A 17,681-nucleotide genomic window follows, 5' to 3' on the forward strand; every position below is an offset into this window, starting at 1 on the left:
GGTATTGGCTAGCGAAACATGACACGATGAGCCCATTCCGAGCAACCTTCCAACCTTCGTGCAGTTCAGGGCGGTCGACGATGCTCACTAGAGGCCTCCTGCGCCTCCGGTGCTTCGAGATCGGGAGGCATCGAGGTCTGTGACATTCGTTGTGCCTCGCCTTCACCGGCACCGCTTCGGACAGGCTCATGTGTCGCCTGTGGGCGTTGTGGAATAGATGGCAGGCCGCAGGATCCGCAGGCTGACGTGCATGGTTCCAGATCAGGGTACGGTCGCGGACCATACACCTAACGCTCCACCGCGCGTGTCAGTACCCCGCTGTAGCCTCGTGTCATGACCTCCAACCTCGGCGGACCATCCATCAATCGGATCGCGCTGCTTGGCTCACTACATCGCTTCGAATCGACGATCCAGACCTGGCTGGGCGATACGAGCGCGGTCGAATTCGCCAACGTCGAGTTCGAGGACGAAGACGAAGACGGGGAGGAAGAACGCATCAGAGGTCGCTGCACCGCAAGCTGGGACAGGACTAGAGATGCGTACTTCCAGCTCTCCCTGGTTGCGACTGAGGAAATGCTGATACAGGCGGAGCGCGCCTATCATGAGGTTCTGCATTACGCTGACCGAGTCTTCGACGGGCTCCTGCCGAGCGGCCATGCGGACGCTGAAAGGTTTGATCAGTTTGCGTTCGAGGCTTCGATGGGTGAGCTGAGGAAGAACGTCGCTGCGGCAACTGGCCTCACCGAGGACGACCCACGCCTTGACTCCAGCATCGGCAGTCGCACACGCCTTGGAGGTACAGGAGCCCGCTACTAGCCTCGGTGTGGCGGACGATCCGTCAGAGCCCAGGAGCAGTCGGGGAACTGACTGTAATGGTCAGATACTCGGCGACGACGCTCGGCCGGGATAGCCGTCAACGATACTTCGTAGCAGGTTGAGACGCGTGTGCTCGAATTTGTGCGGCAGCCCCGCGATGATCTTCGCTAGTGCCACGCTTCGGACGTGTCCAACTCCGTGGCGCACGCCGGTGTTCGAGCACGCCCCGCATACGAGGCTGTTGGCACTAAGCGCGATGGTCCCTAGGCAGTCGGGGCACGTAATTAGAGTGCCGCCCAGAGGTGTCTCCCGGTGGTACGGCACGCCGTCTGACATCGCTCGGGAGCAGGAGTCCGGCCTGCAGAACCTCGACCAAGCTCCCGGTATCCGCGTCGTCTTCCGAGGCGAAGGCCGCGGCGAAATGATCTAACTGCCCGCGACGCTCCTTTTCTGTGAGCGGCACGTGTGTTGGTTCGAGCTCATCAACCGGGGGGAAGGACGACGGATAACGTTGTTGCGGGAAGTAACCCGACGAGAGTCGTTCTGGCGGTGGAGTCAGCTGCGAAGGCGGCGTGCGGAACCCGATCTGCTGAAGACCTTGACCCACGCGTACGGCAGTGATGTTCGCCAATGCATCGAGCGCGGTATCCGCGACGTCGCGTCGGCCCTGTTTGCGTGCGTCAGCCGCGATCGTTCTCAAGCATCTGAGCGTTTCAACGCACACTGCTGGGTCCGCAATTTGATCGAGCCCTAGTTGTACTGCCCCGTGAGACATCCGATGGGGTTTCGGAGTCAAGCTGCGAGCCCTTGTCGATCTTGTGTGGCTGTCGGGAAGGCGATCGCTTCGCTGTAGGGGATGTGGTGTTGCAGGCAGTGGTGGAGGCAGCCGAGTAGGCGGTTGAACAGGTTGCGGAGGGCTGCGACGTGGCGTTCTCCGGCCTGGCGTCGGCGGTCGTAGTGGGCTCGGGCTCCGGGTGAGGTGGTCAGGGCGCAGAACGCCCAGCGGTAGCCGACGCTGGCCAGGCGGTCGTTTTTGACGCGGCGTGCGGTTACGGAGGTCTTCTTGCCCGAGGCGCGGGTGATCGGGGCTGAGCCGGCGTAGGCCTTCAGTGCTCTGGCGTCGGCGAAGCGGTCGTGGTCGTCGCCGAGCTCGGCCAGTACTCGGGCTCCGAGTAGGGGTCCGAGGCCGGGGAAGCTGGCGATCACCTCGGCGTCAGCGTGGGTTTGGAAGGCGCCGGCGGCGGCCTGTTCGAGCTGGTCGGCGCTGGCGCAGGCCGCGTCGAGTTGCCGTAGCAGGGCCAGGGTGCGCTGGCTCATGGCCTGCTCGACCAGTGGTGCCAGGCGCATCTGCGGGCTGTGCAGTGCGCTCAGGATCCGGGCGGCTTCCTTGTCCAGCCCACGCTGGCGGCCGGCCTTGCGCAGCAGGGTCCGCAGCCGGCCCACGGTCAGCCTTGCCGCGACCTCCGGAGTCGCAACTGCGGCCAGCACGGCACGGGCGACTGGCCCGGTGAACTTGGCCGGATCATCGAACGCCGCGAGGAACGCTGGGAAGTACTCCCGCAGGTGGGAGCGCAGCTTGTTGCCGGCTTGGGTGCGGTCCCAGACGGCGTCTTGCTGAGCGCGGGCCAAGACCGCGATGGCCTGGGCGAGTTCGCTGTCGGCCGGCAGCGGCCGGTGCGCTGCGGCATCGGTGCGCAGGATGTTGGCCAGCACGGTGGCATCGAGATGGTCGGACTTCTTGCGGGTGACTGCGGTGCGGTCGCGGTAGCGGGCCGCGGCCATCGGGTTGATCGCGTAGACGCGGCGGCCGGTGGCGCGCAGGCTTGCCACCAGCAGGCCCCGGGAGGTCTCGATCGCGACGGGGATCGGCTTGTCGGCGGTGTCTCCGTGCTCGGCCAGCAGGTCGAGCAGCGTGGTCAGGCCGGTGGCGTCGTCAGGGACGCGGGCCTTGGCCACCAGGGTGCCGTCCTGGTCGATCAGGGCGATGTCGTGGTGGTCGCTGGCCCAGTCGATTCCGCAGTACACGTCGTTGTCGGGCACCAGGGCTCCCCTCATCTGGCTGGTCAGTACGTCCTTGCGCCTGGCAGGCCCGCGCGTGCTCCCTAATGGAAGGACTCTGATGGATCCGGTCCGTCATCCGATTAGCCGTTCGCGGTCCAAGCGATCCGCGCGGGCCTCGGTCTAACCGGGAAGTCGAGGGCTTCCGGCCTGGTCAAGAGGTGACTGCGAAGACGGCGTAGGACAACGAACCAGGTTCCCGGCCGACGGCTGCGTTGACAGCCAGGGGCGGGCAAACCACCCCATCGAGGGGCTGATCGGCCAGCATCGGGCTCAGCTCTAGAATCAGGGATCACCGCCCCGGGGCCTTCACATGAGTCACCGACGCCGGCCGAAGAGCTCCCGCGACGGCCAGTCTCTCGGTGGGACTCGCGGTCCGGGTTGGGGATAGGCATCCGCGGAAGCTCTTACCACCCCATTAGGTTGGGGACGCGGCTGGCTGGTGGTGAGCCGTTCAGCGCGGTGTGTCCGCGGTGGTGATTGTAGGTGTATAGCCAGGCTGGGAAGGCGGCGCGTCGTTCCTGCTCGCTGGTGTAGGGACGGGCGTAGGCCCATTCCTCCAGCATGGTGCGGTTGTAGCGTTCGACTTTGCCGTTGGTTTGAGGCCGGTAGGGCCGGGTTCGCTTGTGGGTGATCCCGGCCTCGGCGAGCACGTCGCGCCAGGGATGGGAGCGGTAGCAAGCGCCGTTGTCGGTCAGGACTCTGTGAACGGTGATGCCGGCGTCGGTGAAGAACTTGTGAGCGCGGGTCCAGAACGCGGGGGCGGTTTCCTTCGTCTCATCGGCCAGGATCTCGGTGTAGGCCAGCCGGGAGTGGTCGTCGACGGCGTTGTGCAGGTAGGCGTAGCCGACGCCCGAGCGGTTCTTGCGCCCGGCGGCGCGGCCGAGCACCTGGTGACCGCCGCCGTCGGGGATGTTCCCGAGCTTCTTGATGTCGACGTGGATCAGGTCGCCGGGAGCGGCGTGCTCGTAGCGGCGGATCACCCTTCCGGTGGCCCGGTCCAGGTGCGCGGCCGGGGCAGCCGGTAGCGGGTCAGGACCCGGTGCACGGTGGCCGGGTTCAGCCCGAGCAGGAACGCGATCCGTGCCGGGCCCCAGCGGCGTAGCACCCGCACCTTGATGATCCGCCGCTCAGTGCGCGTCGGAGTGCGACGCGGGCTGGTGCGAGGCCGGGAGGACCGATCTGCCATCCCGGCCGTCCCCAACTGGCGGTACCGGTCGGCCCAGCGCTTGGCCGTGGTCGGGCTGACCTGGAATCGCTCGGCGGCACGACGCAGGCCCCAGCCGTCGTCGACCACGCAGCGGGCAAGACGCAGACGGCCGGTCTCGGACAACGGTGCATTACGGTGGGGCATAAGGGCCTTTCTGATCGCTGGTGCAGATGTCGCAATCCACACCAAGCCAGAAGGCCCTCACCCATTTCAAGATCACTCAGCCGTGAACCCCGTCACTACCCTGTGGTCAGTACAACTAGTACCCACATGGCTCTGGCGACGCCGGAGGCGAGCGCAGCGGAATCTGTTCTCAGGGCTCTCTCGGTCAACGCCCGGACGGCGGTGGTCGTCTGGCTTGCAGGGACGGTGCGAGAGCCACGTGCGAGGACCATCACGTAGGTGGCCAGCGGCAACAAGCCCTCATAGTACGGAACCTCGACGTTACGACCAATTGGCCAAGTACCTCCGCTGTGTCAGCGAAGGCGGTGGACGGATCTTGATCACGCGAGAGTTCGGATAGGGCGCGATGACGGGCATGAGCGGATACCGCCTGCAGGTTCATCCGCCGGGCCATCCCCAAGCTGAACCGGCGGCAAGCAGAAGCGACCAGCCAAACCCCGCGAACGCGACCGTACTCAGACACGACGAGGGGGAGAACGACACCCACAATGGAAGAACCACTCCCCCGGTGACAGCCACGGCCATCACGGGCAGAAGCCACTTCGGAACAGCGTTGCGGATCACCGTCCAGGAGTACTTTCCCATCACTTGCAGCACGATTGCGACGATCGTTAGGCCGAATAGCGCGAAAGCGGCCTGAATACTCGCGACTGCAATCAAGACCGCCGACTGCGAGCTACGGCTCGTAGCGTCGTTACCCAGGTTGAGTCTCGGCCAGATCCAGACGACGCAGGCCCAGACGGCAAACCCAAGAGGCACCATCCCTACCCGGCAAGTGCGCGCAATCCCTGGGCCACGCCGACGCCATAGTCTCGCACACAGGCACTGTTCTTCCGGCACTCTATCTTCCCACCTCGCCAATTTCATCTTTTCCTTGCCGGCAATCTTCCCTCATCCGCCGACCACACTGCACCCTTCGCAGACCTTGAATGACAAAATTGCGACCGCGACGCAGTAACCACGACGGCCCTCCTAAGTCACGCGTCAGCCAGGAAGCCGGTCAGAAATAGCCCGTATACAGCCATGGCGGTGATCATGCAGGTAGTGCGGGCCCACCCGGCCTCGCGCAAGATGAAGGTGAACACTGCGGCCCACAGAGTGGCAAGCACATCACCAGGCAGACGGATGGGAAAGTATCCCATAGGCTGGAGTAAGAAGGGAATAGTCCTCAGGGCAGCGGCTACCCTCGAACTGGCAGGCTTGCGCGTTAGAAAGAGCTCCAGCGTCTTCGTCAACTACAGAGCCAGCTTTCCGCATCCGCACGTCGGCACCCCCTTCTTTTCCTTATTGACAAGTCCGTGACAACTCGGACAGCGGAGGGCGTTATAGAAGCGCATTACGGCATCAGCGTAGTCAACTGCCTCAGGAAGAGTGAGGTCCTGGCCCAGGGGGTCAGCGTGCACCGTCTGGTTGCGGATACTGCCGAACAGCGGGAGAGCACTGACCGCAGGCGCTGCAACGCCGTTAGCAAATCGTTGACGGACCGGCGGCCACAGGTCAGCCAATGTGTACCAGTCCTTTCGAGGAAGGCTCAACTGGAGGTTCTTTGTCAAGCTGTCACAGACTGACTCCAGAAGAATCGCCGCAGTGCTGGCGATGTGCTTCGGGTCTCCGCTGCCGAGCGCGGCCATGACGTTCCTGGTGAGGGTATCAACCCCAGGTTGGTCCAACTGCGGGCCTCGTTTGCTGTCCCAGCCACGGATGTGCTGCGAGATGAACCCGAGGCCGAACTCGCGGAACATCTCTTCAAGCTGTTTGTGCCAGCGCCGGTCATGGGTAGTGATAATCAGCTGCCAGTCATTGAACTCGATAAGAAGGTACTCCAAGAAGCCTCGGCGGATCTCGGCGTCGATGCTCTGGAAAACATCGTCGAGGATGAGGATCTTGGCCTGGCCGTGGAGGGCTGCCTGCTGAGCCACGGACGCGAAGAACAGCAACGCCAGAAGGTCTAGATTCGCTTCGGAGAGAACATGGTGAGGCTGGGCCTTTTGCCCGGTTGTTAGCTCGACTACCATGTCCAGCGCTAGAGGACCGGCTTTGCCAAACACCACGCTGATCTCCTCGACCGGTGTCCGGGTGGCGATCTCCTTGAACCGCAGAGAGATCTCGCGGCCGACTCCGTCGAGGACTGTCTCGATCCCGGCACGCTGACTCCTGGTGGGCTCCGGGTTGAGGGGCATCTGCATATTCTCGAGCCGCTTCTTGACAGCTTTGAGATCGACGTGTGTACGATAAAGCAGCCTGATCAAGGTATTAAGTCGTGGCTCGAGGTCTTGCCAACCGTCGCGAACTGCGAACGCCTCCGGGGTTTCGGTGCCTATCACATGCTGCCGGACTGCCTGGTCGAACCCACTGCGGTCAGCAAGTGTTTCGGGATCCTCGCCAAGTAGCGGAGCGAGCTCTTCAGCCAGCCCTGCACGGAAGGTGAAGAGGCGCGCCATCTCTGAGCGGAGCCGGCGGGACTCCTGTTCGGGGCGAGCGGCCATCGCGTCGGCGTACGCGGGGAAATAATCCAAGAGTACGGCGCCCCGGTTCATGGCCTCGGTGTCTAGAAAGCGCAGGATATCTGCCCTCTTGATGGTGAGCGGCGCCAGGCGGAACCCTGGTCGCACGTCGGCCGGTACGGCAGTGACGCCGCTGGCGTCCTTGTGCGCTTCGCGATGCACTGTCACGCCGTTCGACAGCTGCGCTTCGGCCCAGCAGGGCTCGGAATCGGCCACCGTCCAATTTCGGGCGGCTGGACCATGCGGTGACTCGAGGTCGAATGAGCGTCCGATCCTGCCTTGCAGCGCGAACTCGATCGCGTCGACAATGCTGGACTTGCCAGTCCCGTTCTCGCCAAAGATGATCGTGGAGGTGGGACCGCCCTTTCGCGTGGCGAACGTAAGCATCTGCGGTGCTGGCGTCCCCCGGAACCCACTCAGTGTGATCGAGCACAGTTTGACGTTCGCGTCGCTGTTGTCGTAAGCAGCCGGCTCCCTTCGCCGAGAGGTCCGGACCGCTTGACGCTGGGCCATGCGCGACAGCAGGTCCGGCAGTGCAAAGGGGGGTATATAAGAGTCGACATCCGGGATCAGTAGCGCCGCCTGGACCTGTGCCGTTGCACCGAGATATGCCGCAGCGAGAAGCTCCTTCGCGTGCCGTTCGGTCATGCGGACGCTTAGCAGAGCGGACCAGTCAGGTGTGATGTCGTCCTGCTCAAGCTGGGCCCTCAGCTTCGCGGCGTGTTCGGTGAAGCGATGCGGCACCTTGATCCGCAGGGATATCAGCTCGGCAAGGCTAAGCGCGGCCCGTCGCTCGCCGCCTGCCAGGTCATTGCGTCGCCGGCCAGCTGTGACGCAAGCGCGATAGAGCCACACCATTGCTTTCTTGAGTTCACGGGGGTCACCGACCTCTAGCGCTTCGCGGGCACATCGGTCAGCCGCCTGCAGTTCAAGGGCCTCTCGATCCCGCCACAAGATGTGGTTGGCCATTGAGCCGTTCAACGTCTGCCAGAGCTCATCAGGGGTATAGTCCCTCCACGCCCCTGCCTGGTCCCTGACATGCACTCCCTGCTTCTGCCGGATCGCAACTATTTCCCTAAGCGCGGCGACACCCTGGTCAAGAACTGCGCTCTCGTCCCCCACAACCATGCCGGAATTATGGAGCAACAGCCGAGCCTTCGCACGGTAGTTCCTTGATCGCCGACTGTGGTGGCTGTCTGATTGCGGTCGGCCGCGATGGGAATCCACAGACGGCTGGTCGGCGAGCATCGCACCGACTGAGTCTCCGCTCCTCCGTGATGTACGCCCTTGTCTTGGAATGAATGCCTACACCTCGGGCTCAGCTCGAGATCGGTTCACCACTAAGCGGATGTGATCGTCCACCTAGGCCTTGCCAGTGTCACTGACGTTCGGACCGTACCGAGCCGCTATGCCCGGTTCTCGATCCGCTGGCTACTGCCTCAGCCCGGCAACGCCAGCACTCTTGCACTCGGATCCGATATAGCCTTTCGTCCCATCAGACCCCTCATATCATGATCCTCGCCCGGCAGGGGTCTGGGACCGAGCCCCAAAGCGCAGGAGGTTGTCGTGCAGGCGAGCCAGACCAGACTGATCAATCTCGTCGAGGGTGAGCGCCAGTTCCAGGTGCCGCTCTATCAGCGCACGTACACCTGGGTGGAGCGCAACCTTGAACAGCTATGGTCCGACATCGTCGATCAGGCGTTGCTCACAGAAGAAGGGCGAGATGGCACCCACTTCCTCGGCTCCATCGTTCTGGCGCCCTCGCCGCTGAACGAAGCTGCTTTCACGCGTCTGCTGGTGATCGACGGACAACAGCGGCTGACCACACTCCTCATCGCGCTGATCGCTGTGCGGGACCACCTCGCGGTGAGTGACGCCAGGCAAGGCGAGCGGATCGATGAGCTCTATCTCGTGAACAAGTGGCGTTCGGGCACCAGCGACTATCTCAAGTTGCTACCGACACAGACCGACCGTCCATCGTTCGACGCGCTGGTACGCGGCACGCATAGCGGAGGCAATGACAAGATCTACGAGACCTACCGGTTCTTCGCCGCACGGCTCGAGGCTCTTGGCGAGGACATTACTGATGTCGCCGTCACCAGTATCGAGCGGGCGATCACCAGCCGCCTCGCCATGGTGTCGATTACCGCCGATCACGGGGACAACGTCCACAGGATCTTCGAGTCGATCAATAACACCGGCGCCCGCCTGTCTCAAGCGGACCTCATGCGCAACCACGTCTTCATGCGCCTGCCTACCCGCGCAGAACACGTCTACCAGACCTACTGGATCCCGCTGCAGGAAAGCATGTCGAACGAGGACCTTGAGCGCCTGCTGTGGCTCCAACTCGTCCTCGACGGCGACGCCCGAGTCAGTCAGGAAGGCCTCTACGACGCACAGCAACGACAGTTCGAAAAGAGCGGCGACGAAGCCGCCGTCGAACAGTACGTCGCGAAGCTTCTACGCCGCTCACGCTCCTGGCTACGGATCATAGCCCCGGAGACGGAACCTGGATCCGTCGGCGAAAGCCTGCGCAGGCTGAAGACGTGGCAGGCCGTGGCGACGGACCCGATCACGTTGATGCTCCTCGACGCCAGTGCCGACGGAAGTATCTCCGAACAAGATCTTCAGCGCGGCCTGGACTACATCGAGTCATATCTCGTCCGTCGCATGATCTGCCAGCTGCCGACGAACTCGCTGGGCCGGATCTTTCAAGCGATACCCAGCCAACTACCCTCAGGAATAGGCCTGGTCGATGGCATCCACCAGGTCTTGTCCGACCGAAAGCGCGACTGGCCCACTGACACGGAACTGTCCGAGGCCATCCACGCGCTGCCGTTCTACCTGCGTGGCCGCGGCGCTCAGCGCAGACTTGTCATGCAGCGTCTGGAGGAGTCTTTTGGGCACCGTGAGCATCTCGATTTCGAGCGCTCCAACCTCACAATCGAGCACATCCTCCCGCAGTCGCCGAACGCCAAGTGGCTCGCTGTTCTCTCCGCGGAGACCAAGGAGGGTGAGAACCCGTCGGATCTCCACCAGCGCCTGGTGAACACGCTTGGCAATCTGACTCTCACGGCATACAACGCGGAACTCGCGAACGACTTCTTCGACCGCAAGCGGCAGCTGCTCGGCGAAAGCAACCTGGAGACCAACCGGCGCATTGCAGAGCTCGAACGCTGGGGCGCCGCCGAGATCGCGGCCCGGGCTGATGACCTTGCCGAGCGGGCCGTAGCACTATGGCCGGCTCCACTGCCCCGGCTCAACCACTCTGATCGCACCCGCGACTGGTCGCTGCTGCGCCAAGCGCTGGTAGCGCTGCCCGAGGGCACCTGGACAACCTACGGAAATCTCGCCGCCCTCATCGGTTCGCAAGCGCTACCCGTAGGGCAATACCTCGCCAACACCCCCGGCCTCACCAACGCGTACCGGGTGCTTACCGTCGAGGGTAAAGTCGCCCCGCAGTTCCGTTGGAGCGACCCCGACGACACGCGAGATATCTACCAGGTGCTGCGTGACGCGGGAATTACCATCGACGAACAGCACAAGACAGCGGACCCCTCTCAGCTGCTGACCGTGCAAGACCTCGTAGCACTCGTCGGCCTGGCCGAGCCGCTTGAACCTGCACGCCCCACGGAGGACACCGGCGCTGAACGCGAGGTCCGGTTCCAAAAGCAACTCATCGAGGCGAACCCTGGCGCTGTTGTCGCCGCAGTCAACGCCCTACTGGCCGACTGGTCCGACGACGGCGGCCGATTCGAGTACGGAGCGGCGAGCGTCACCAGTTGCTTCCCCATGCTCGATCGGCCCCGGGAAGCCTCTGTCTGGCCCTGCGCGATAGTGCCCTCAAGCGCCAAGGGTGGCGGCCGAATCGAGGTGGTCTTCCAGTACCTCCTCGACCGCCGGCCCTTCGGCGACACCGAACTTAGGCAAGAGCTGCGGATTCGACTCAACCGGTTAGAAGGGGTCTCGATCCCCTCCGGCAAGATCGGACTGCGGCCCAGCTTCGACCTCAGTGTGCTGTCGACGGGCGAAAACGCAGACCTCTTGAAGGAGGCATTCGGCTGGTTCAGAACTGTCGCACGCATGGAGTAAACCACCGCAACCAGCAAACACTGTGAACGTCGCCGATTTCAGTGGCGTCGACATCGCGAGGAGTTCGGCCAGGTCCACGCCATCATCGACAAGCCGAACCTCCCCTACGAGGACGGCGGCCCACTCGTGAATTACGATCCGGTCGCCGAGAGCGCGCACCTGCTGGACCGGGCTTTGCACGCGAGACGTTCACCGCCAACGTGCTGATGGATGTCACCGCCGAGATCGAGGCGATCGAACGGTCCGAGCTCGGCGACCTGTCAGGCCGGACGGCGCAGGCCGTGAAGCTTTCGCGCACCTCAGCCTCCCCTGCGCGGGTGGCCGCCGCTGACGCGCTGCTGCGCGCCGGCCTGCTAGGCGGGATCGGACTGTTCACAACCGTGGACCCGACGTCGGCACGGTTGCGGCGGCGTACTGGCTGCATGCTGCCGCCACCGTGACCGCCGGGGCGCCTGGCTACGACGTCACTCAGATCGTGGAGATCGCCGAAGACATCGAGGCGGTGCCAACCGCGTCCCCAACGCTGGTGCTGGCGATGATGAAGGCTGGAGGCAGCCCCAACGACGCGGTCACCGCACTGATCGGTGGGGCGATCGCCATCGCTGGGGCCAACTGCCGAACCTGCCCGGACTCATGGCCGCGCTCTCCGAAGCCGTCGAGAACACCGAACGACTTGACGACGAGGACCTGCTGGAGCGGCTGGTCGTCGAGATCCGCACCACGCCGCTGGACACCTCCCGCACGGCGATCGACCTCTTGGAAGATCTGCTGACCGGGATCTATGCCTGCGCCCTGCTGTACAGGGCGTATGAGAGCGACATCGAGGACGAGGAGACCTTTGATGGTCAGAAACTGCGACCACCACAGGCGTTCCCCTCGCTGATCCCTCTCCGATGCTGGGCCGAGCTGTTCCCAGACAGCCCGGCAACGCTGCTGGCCCTGGCATCGCCGACTCGCCAAGCAGAGAGACGGCGATTGGGATGCCGAGGCCGGCCAACTCGGCGTGGATCCGCCGTTAGCGGCGTCGTGGTGATGCCCTCGCATCGATGATCTACAGGAGCTTGACGTCAAGGTTGGCAGCAACGGTATCCACGAGAGCGGTGACCTCATGGAGGAAGCTGTTCTGGTCCGGTGAAGGCGTCACCGTCGGGATCGGTGCGGCCCGGTCGTACACCTCGCCGGAGATGATCCGTGCCCGGCGAAACGTCGACCCGCTACCGAACTCGGCAAACGCCTGCTGCCACCCCTTCTTGCGGTCGGCGTTGAGGCGCCGGGAGCAGAGGGCCGTCACTTCCCGGGAAATCTCCTTCGCTAGAGCGTCGATCATTAACTGCTTGTCGTCGTCGGTAGGCTCCGGACCTTTCCAACGAACCGGCTGCTGCAGCATGCGGTATATCTGGCCGTCCAGCTCACGCTTCAACTCACCGACGGGCTTGAGGGTGTCGTATTCGTCCGCGAACCCCTCGGCGAACCGGCGGGAAAGGGCCTTGATCCGGGTCCAATGTTCCTTCGGGTGGCCAGGTGTATAGGCGATCCCGAGGAGGCCGGTCCACCGCTGGTGGAATGAGGTCGCAGCCTCGCGAATAGCGAGCACAAGGTTAACCCTGTCGTACACCGGCCGCGTGTCGGTCGTTTCGACCTCATCGGCGATGTGCTCGATGACGTCAAGCATGGCTTTCATCTGCTCGATGGTTCGCCGGTCAGGCCTCTTCGTGGCGTTGAGGGTCTCGTCGATGCTACCCACGAAGAAGCAGGCCCTGTCGATCCGTTGGTGCAGGATACGCTCGGCGAAGGGACCAAGATCCTCGCCGACAGCCTTGAGGACGTTGTCGACCGACGCCTTCACATGGGCCTGACGATCGGCAACAGACGGTATGTTGTCGCCTTTCACCATGTCGAAGTGCGTGAAGGTGATAAGCAACTTACTGGCATTGCCTGACGTCACCACGGCCTTCATCGCAGCGACTGGTGCCGCTTGCATAGGCTGTGCTGCGTTGTCGACGAGGAGCACGGCGTCGACGATCTCAATGCGTTTTGACACTGCGGTCGAGAGCGCGGCGGCCGACAATGGCGTGTGGCCGAGTCCTTCGCCATCGATGAGGACCAATTGCGGAGGCTCGCCGTCACCCCACTTCGGTGCGAATGGTCCAGCGACGCGGATCCCGTTCACCAGAGGGGTGAGCAGAGACCCGAACAGCGGTGCGTAGTTGCTGGAGAACCGGGTCACGGCCCTCATGAAGTCGGTACGGTCCTCGGTCTCCCACGACCAGCTGATTGGCCATCCCTGCCGACTCTTGGTGATGGCACCGGTAGCTAAGAGATCGAACCTTTTCTCGATCTCGTCGAAGAGGCTGTCGACGATCGCGTGGAAGCGTTCGTCACCACGTAATTCGGAGTCAAGATATACCTCACGCCACTCTTCGATGACCCGCTCGTCGCTGTCATCGATGACCAGCTCGCGAAGTTGTTCCTCGTACGCCTCCACCAAAGTTCGTAGGTTGATAAGCGCCCTGGCGATTACGGCCTCAGTTGCGCTGAGGTCGATCAGCTTGCTCGCGGATTCCTCGTCGCCTACCTCGTCCGATTCGTCCTCGTCCTCGTCCGTTAGGGTCGAGGTCGCACGACCAAGGATGTAGCTGAACCGGAAGCGTTGATTCGGGTGATCGAGGAGCCGGCGTCGCTGATCCTTCTCCGATGCGTCGCGGAGGATCGCGAGTGCTGCCTCGGAGACACACTCGGTCAGATAATCGATCACCTCATCCCGTCCGACGAACGTGACCACGACGCGGAACATCGGGTCGGCGTGAAAGATCAGCTCGGTGTCGGCAACGGTCGTCTTGGCGGTCGACGTCGAGGGGAAGCGTTCCGTATCCGGGTCGGTGCCAAGGATCTGCCGGACCAGCGTCGTTTTGCCGGCCCCCGTCGTCCCTAGCATCAGCACCGAGCGATAGCCAGACTCTTGGTCGGGCAACGGAAGGATGTCGTTTCGCAGGGCCTCGGGGTCATGCGCGGAAGCCTCCATCCCGTCGTAGAAGATATCGAGGACTCGCTCATCGAAACGTGCGGCCAGGCCGACCCGAGCGGCTGGCTCCCACAGCTCAGGGCGCTGGAGGACCTCGTTCAACTCCTCGACGAGATGGGTAGCAACGTTCTCGTCGTTGGTGCCGAGGCCACGGCGGACCCGGCGCCCGGGCTTGCCGCTGCCGTCGAGGCGGACGGGGTGGCGGAAGATCACCGCCCATCCCTCACGGCCCTGCGACCGACTCTTCGATGCGGTGTAGTACTTGGCCACCGCGCCCCCTTCCCTCCGTTGTTCCCTTGTTGTTCCGGAGCATCCTGTCACGCCTGAAGGCGATGCACAGCCGTTTTGGAACAACCACGGAACAACGGACATGGGAGACCCTCAAGCAGCCGCAGCGGTGCTCCAGGTCGAAGGTCAGAGTCCGGTCGATCAGTTCCGCACGCAGGATCGGAATTAGCGCTCCATGACCGCGTTCTGGCGGGGTGCCCGCGCGCTGGTGCAAATCACGTCGATTCCCGCGAAGGTGAACACCGTGTCGAACACTGCACCGACGATACGTCCCGGCCGGGCCTGCTCGACAACCAAGTCGGCTGCGGAGGGAAGGTGGCACTCAGCACTCGGACCCGGCTGGTCGCGTGCCAGGTCACTGCCAGTACGTACACCATTCAGGCAACCAGCAGGCCGACCACGACGAAGCCGCAGGCAATGATCGCCTCGGCCTGCGAGCGCAGTATGCCCGCGTCGGACAGCGTTCGGCTCGGAAAGACACCTGGTGCTGCGTTTTCTGATGGGGAGCGTGAGGCGCGGTCAGGCGGCGATCTGGTACTCGTAAGTGAGTCCGCCAACTCGTTGGCACGGTCTCGTCACGATTCTTGACGCTACCGCATTGATTGCGCATGGTCGGGTAAATCTGTATGGGTGGATGAGTCCGCCGAGGCCTTCGAGGTCGACAACCAGTTCACCACCGCACACGAAGAGCCCTCGCTCGGGAACGGCGAGCCCAGCTCCTTCGCCGAGAAGACGATGAACTGGTATGACAGGCACAAGCCGAAGATCCGCGTCGCCGTCGGAGTGGCGCTGGTTGTGGGCCTGGTTATGGCCGCCCATCGCCACGAGTGGCAAGGCGGCGAGAGGTATGACGCCGAGGACATCGAGGGCTCTGAGCCGATCTCCGACCCTGATGTCACGAACGAGCCCCGCCAGTCCGCCCTTGACCCTGGCCGCGACCCCTTCCTACGGAGGCTCCCCACCGGTCAACAGGCCGGCGAGGCGGCCAGGGAGAGGTACAGGGAACTGACGGGCAACGACCTCCCTCCCGGCTACACCTTGGTTAGCCGGTGGTTCTACCTGAGCCCGGACAGTGATGACTTTAGCGAAGCCATAGCCTGACCAGAGGCGAAGAGGCAAGACCTGCCAAGCCGAAGATCACCAGATCTACGACACCTACACCCGCGGCATCGAAGAAGGAGAGTTGGGATGAGCCACAACGGCTTAAAGACCCGCGAGCGGCGGCTGCGGGAGGGCGACGAACCCGCGACGGTGACTACGGCCCGCTGGGAGATCAAACTGGTGGCTTCGACCTCGGCCAGGCGGTCCACGACCAGCGCGCGGCCTGAGCCAGTCCGAGGTGGCCGCCCGCGCCGAAATGACTCAACACAGGTCTCCAAGCTCGAACTCGGCGACACCGTTACCACCCTGCCGCTGTTGGCTCGGCTCGCCAAGGCGCTCGGCACCACGTTGAACTCGCCATAGACGATGACGGAACGGCGATCACATTCACACCACATCGGGCGGACGCAGCGAAGGCAAATTGATCGCCGGGCTCTGCTGGAGCGACAGCGTAGGAGCTACGAGCCGTTTTCGATGTTCGAACACTGGAAGAATGGGCCGATACGGAGCGACACGTCGCGGTCGAGTCCGGGAACGGTCCGGGAACGGACGTCCCGGCACCTGCAGGCAGAACACGACAGATCCGGCTTGGCTTGGGATTGCCGTATCTGGAGAGTTTGACACCACACGCCCGAGGGCAACATCAAACAGATGGTTTATATAAGAACCTTGTCACACTACGGATCAGAAGGTTAGGGGTTCGAATCCCTTCGTGCGCACTCGCTAGAGCACCAGCCCCAGGTCGATGACCTGGGGTTTTGTGTTTCCCAATGACAACGCGCCGAGCTGTTCTGCGACAGATGTTCGGTGTCACTGACCTGTGTGGGGCCGGTATGGGGGCGGCCGTCAACGAGTCGTCGAGACTTCCGAGGAACCCTCCTTATGCCGCGTACAGCTGGTGACCAGGGCAGCTAGTTTCTGCCAGCTGGTTCCGGTGACGGTCAGCGGCTCAGTCGTTCTGAGTCCCAGTGCGATGAACGCCACCTGTCAGATCGTGCGCTCCGCGCCCGCTGCGGCGGCGAGCGAGCCAGATGGGCCGCTGCCATCGTGGTTCGATCGCTCGGCACTGTCGTACGTTTACGTGTGACAGAACGTTGGTAGAGCCGTGTGCAGGAAGCCCCGCCATGGGGCCGCGATGGTGTCGCGGCATCCAGCTGGAGGCACCGAACTCCGATCAGCCGCGGGGTCTCGACGGCATCGAGACATCCAGCAGGTCGAATCCCCAATGTCTTGCGCACGGCGGCGTGCCGCGTGCGCGTGTTTCACAAAGGAGTGGGCCGACATGGCCACATACGACACCAGCATGGTGACCCGCAGGGCCGCCCCACCCACGTTCGCAGTCCAGCGTGCCGGAGGCGGAAAGGCTCGCATCATCGCCCTGCACCCCCGACTGGCCTCCACCGAGGCCGTCACGGTGACGACCGTCGGCGACCTCACAACAGCCAAGCGCATCGCGCACCTGCTGAACATCGCCTGGAACTCCGGCTTCGGCCCGTTCCGCGTCACCGACCGGCAGTTCAAAGACCTGGCCGACCTCCCGGACCCGGTCGTGAAAGCCATCGACGACGCACTGGCCGGCTGCCCGCCGCGCGGCGACCGATCCGGCGACGAACGCCGGCACGCAGAGGACAAGGCACGCCTGGTCGCCGACTTCGGGCCGGCGCACACCGCATGCCAAAAGACCAACGACGACGACGCAGAAGACTGCGAGCCGCTGCTCACCCCCCGCGAGGCGCTGCGGCTGATGGGCCATTTGGAGATGCTCGGCGACAGCCTCAAAGACGATCTCCTGCGCGACACTCCGCTGGATACGCTCATCGACTCCACCGAGATCCTCGACGCCGAAGACCTCCCCGTCGGAGCACAGACCAAGGGCTGGTGGAATTCCTTCGCACTCGCCTTCTTCGACCTCGCAAGCGACATCAAAGCCGGCAGGAACCCGGCCCCGGCCACCTTCGCCGAGATCGTCGCCCTGCACCGGGCGCTGTCTATAGCGCAGGACGACAACGCCGATGATGAGAAGAGCAGTATCGGAGCGTGGGCCTGGGGCGAGCGACAGATGTCCGAATACGGCTGCGACAGCTACGGCTGGCACGACGAGATGCTGCTCGACTCACTGTTCGGGAATCTGACCAGCGGAAACGATCTCATCGACTGCATCGAGAACGACGTCGACTTCTACGCCATGCTGCCAGCCGAACAGTGGCACCACCCCCTGCCCGGGCGGCCCCAACGGGATCCCGCACGCCTGCTGGAGTAGCCCAGATGAAGCACCACGTCGCCCCGAACGGTAGACGTCCGGGGCGGCCTAGTACTGCAGCCGCACTTGGTGGTTAGGGTGGGGTCTGGCCGCGTCGTCGGAAGTGGCTGCGTTGAGCGCGTTTTGATGATGACGGCGCCAGATGCT

10 protein-coding genes and 1 pseudogene are annotated in these 17,681 nt (G+C 63.6%); 7 read left to right on the forward strand and 4 right to left on the reverse strand.

From position 1 onward, the window contains the following. Positions 1 to 333 precede the first annotated feature (333 nt). Positions 334 to 816, forward strand: coding sequence for a hypothetical protein (locus ABH926_RS50215; protein WP_370374516.1), 483 nt, complete (start codon positions 334 to 336; stop codon positions 814 to 816). Between the two features lie 792 nt (positions 817 to 1,608). On the opposite strand, the gene ABH926_RS50220 is transcribed toward ABH926_RS50215, so the two are convergent. The 3 genes and pseudogenes from ABH926_RS50220 to ABH926_RS50230 all read right to left on the reverse strand — a co-directional run bounded on the left by ABH926_RS50220 (position 1,609) and on the right by ABH926_RS50230 (position 7,899). Further along, positions 1,609 to 2,856, reverse strand: a complete 1,248-nt coding sequence (locus ABH926_RS50220; RefSeq protein ID WP_370374517.1) for an IS110 family transposase — start codon at positions 2,854 to 2,856, stop codon at positions 1,609 to 1,611. 425 nt (positions 2,857 to 3,281) lie between these two features. Beyond that, positions 3,282 to 4,228: pseudogene (locus tag ABH926_RS50225) on the reverse strand (IS481 family transposase). A 1,274-nt stretch (positions 4,229 to 5,502) separates the two neighbouring features. Next, positions 5,503 to 7,899 (reverse strand): AAA family ATPase, encoded by a 2,397-nt coding sequence (locus tag ABH926_RS50230; protein ID WP_370374518.1) that lies wholly within the window; start codon positions 7,897 to 7,899, stop codon positions 5,503 to 5,505. A 438-nt stretch (positions 7,900 to 8,337) separates the two neighbouring features. On the opposite strand from ABH926_RS50230, the gene ABH926_RS50235 reads away from it, so the two are divergent. From ABH926_RS50235 to ABH926_RS50245, 3 genes are all read left to right on the forward strand, one after another. Next, entirely contained in the window at positions 8,338 to 10,863 is a 2,526-nt protein-coding gene (locus tag ABH926_RS50235) for a DUF262 domain-containing protein (RefSeq protein WP_370374519.1), read from the forward strand. Positions 10,864 to 11,069: 206 nt separating this feature from the next. Then, entirely contained in the window at positions 11,070 to 11,303 is a 234-nt protein-coding gene (locus tag ABH926_RS50240; RefSeq protein WP_370374520.1) for a hypothetical protein, read from the forward strand. Positions 11,304 to 11,496: 193 nt separating this feature from the next. Further along, a complete protein-coding gene (locus ABH926_RS50245) occupies positions 11,497 to 11,913 on the forward strand; it encodes a hypothetical protein (RefSeq protein WP_370374521.1) in 417 nt (138 codons plus the stop codon). A 1-nt stretch (position 11,914) separates the two neighbouring features. Here the strand turns inward: ABH926_RS50245 and ABH926_RS50250 are convergent, their stop codons facing one another. Next, positions 11,915 to 14,155: a hypothetical protein gene (locus ABH926_RS50250; protein ID WP_370374522.1), complete on the reverse strand. Its 2,241-nt coding sequence runs from the start codon at positions 14,153 to 14,155 to the stop codon at positions 11,915 to 11,917. A 648-nt stretch (positions 14,156 to 14,803) separates the two neighbouring features. On the opposite strand from ABH926_RS50250, the gene ABH926_RS50255 reads away from it, so the two are divergent. The 3 genes from ABH926_RS50255 to ABH926_RS50265 all read left to right on the forward strand — a co-directional run bounded on the left by ABH926_RS50255 (position 14,804) and on the right by ABH926_RS50265 (position 17,534). After that, on the forward strand, positions 14,804 to 15,274 hold the full coding sequence (locus ABH926_RS50255; RefSeq protein WP_370374523.1) for a hypothetical protein: 471 nt from the start codon (positions 14,804 to 14,806) through the stop codon (positions 15,272 to 15,274). Between the two features lie 87 nt (positions 15,275 to 15,361). After that, positions 15,362 to 15,637, forward strand: a complete 276-nt coding sequence (locus ABH926_RS50260; protein WP_370374524.1) for a transcriptional regulator — start codon at positions 15,362 to 15,364, stop codon at positions 15,635 to 15,637. Positions 15,638 to 16,556: 919 nt separating this feature from the next. Continuing rightward, positions 16,557 to 17,534, forward strand: a complete 978-nt coding sequence (locus tag ABH926_RS50265; RefSeq protein ID WP_370374525.1) for a hypothetical protein — start codon at positions 16,557 to 16,559, stop codon at positions 17,532 to 17,534. Positions 17,535 to 17,681 lie beyond the last annotated feature (147 nt).

The sequence above is a fragment of the Catenulispora sp. GP43 genome, assembly GCF_041260665.1.
Taxonomy (GTDB): Bacteria; Actinomycetota; Actinomycetes; order Streptomycetales; family Catenulisporaceae; genus Catenulispora.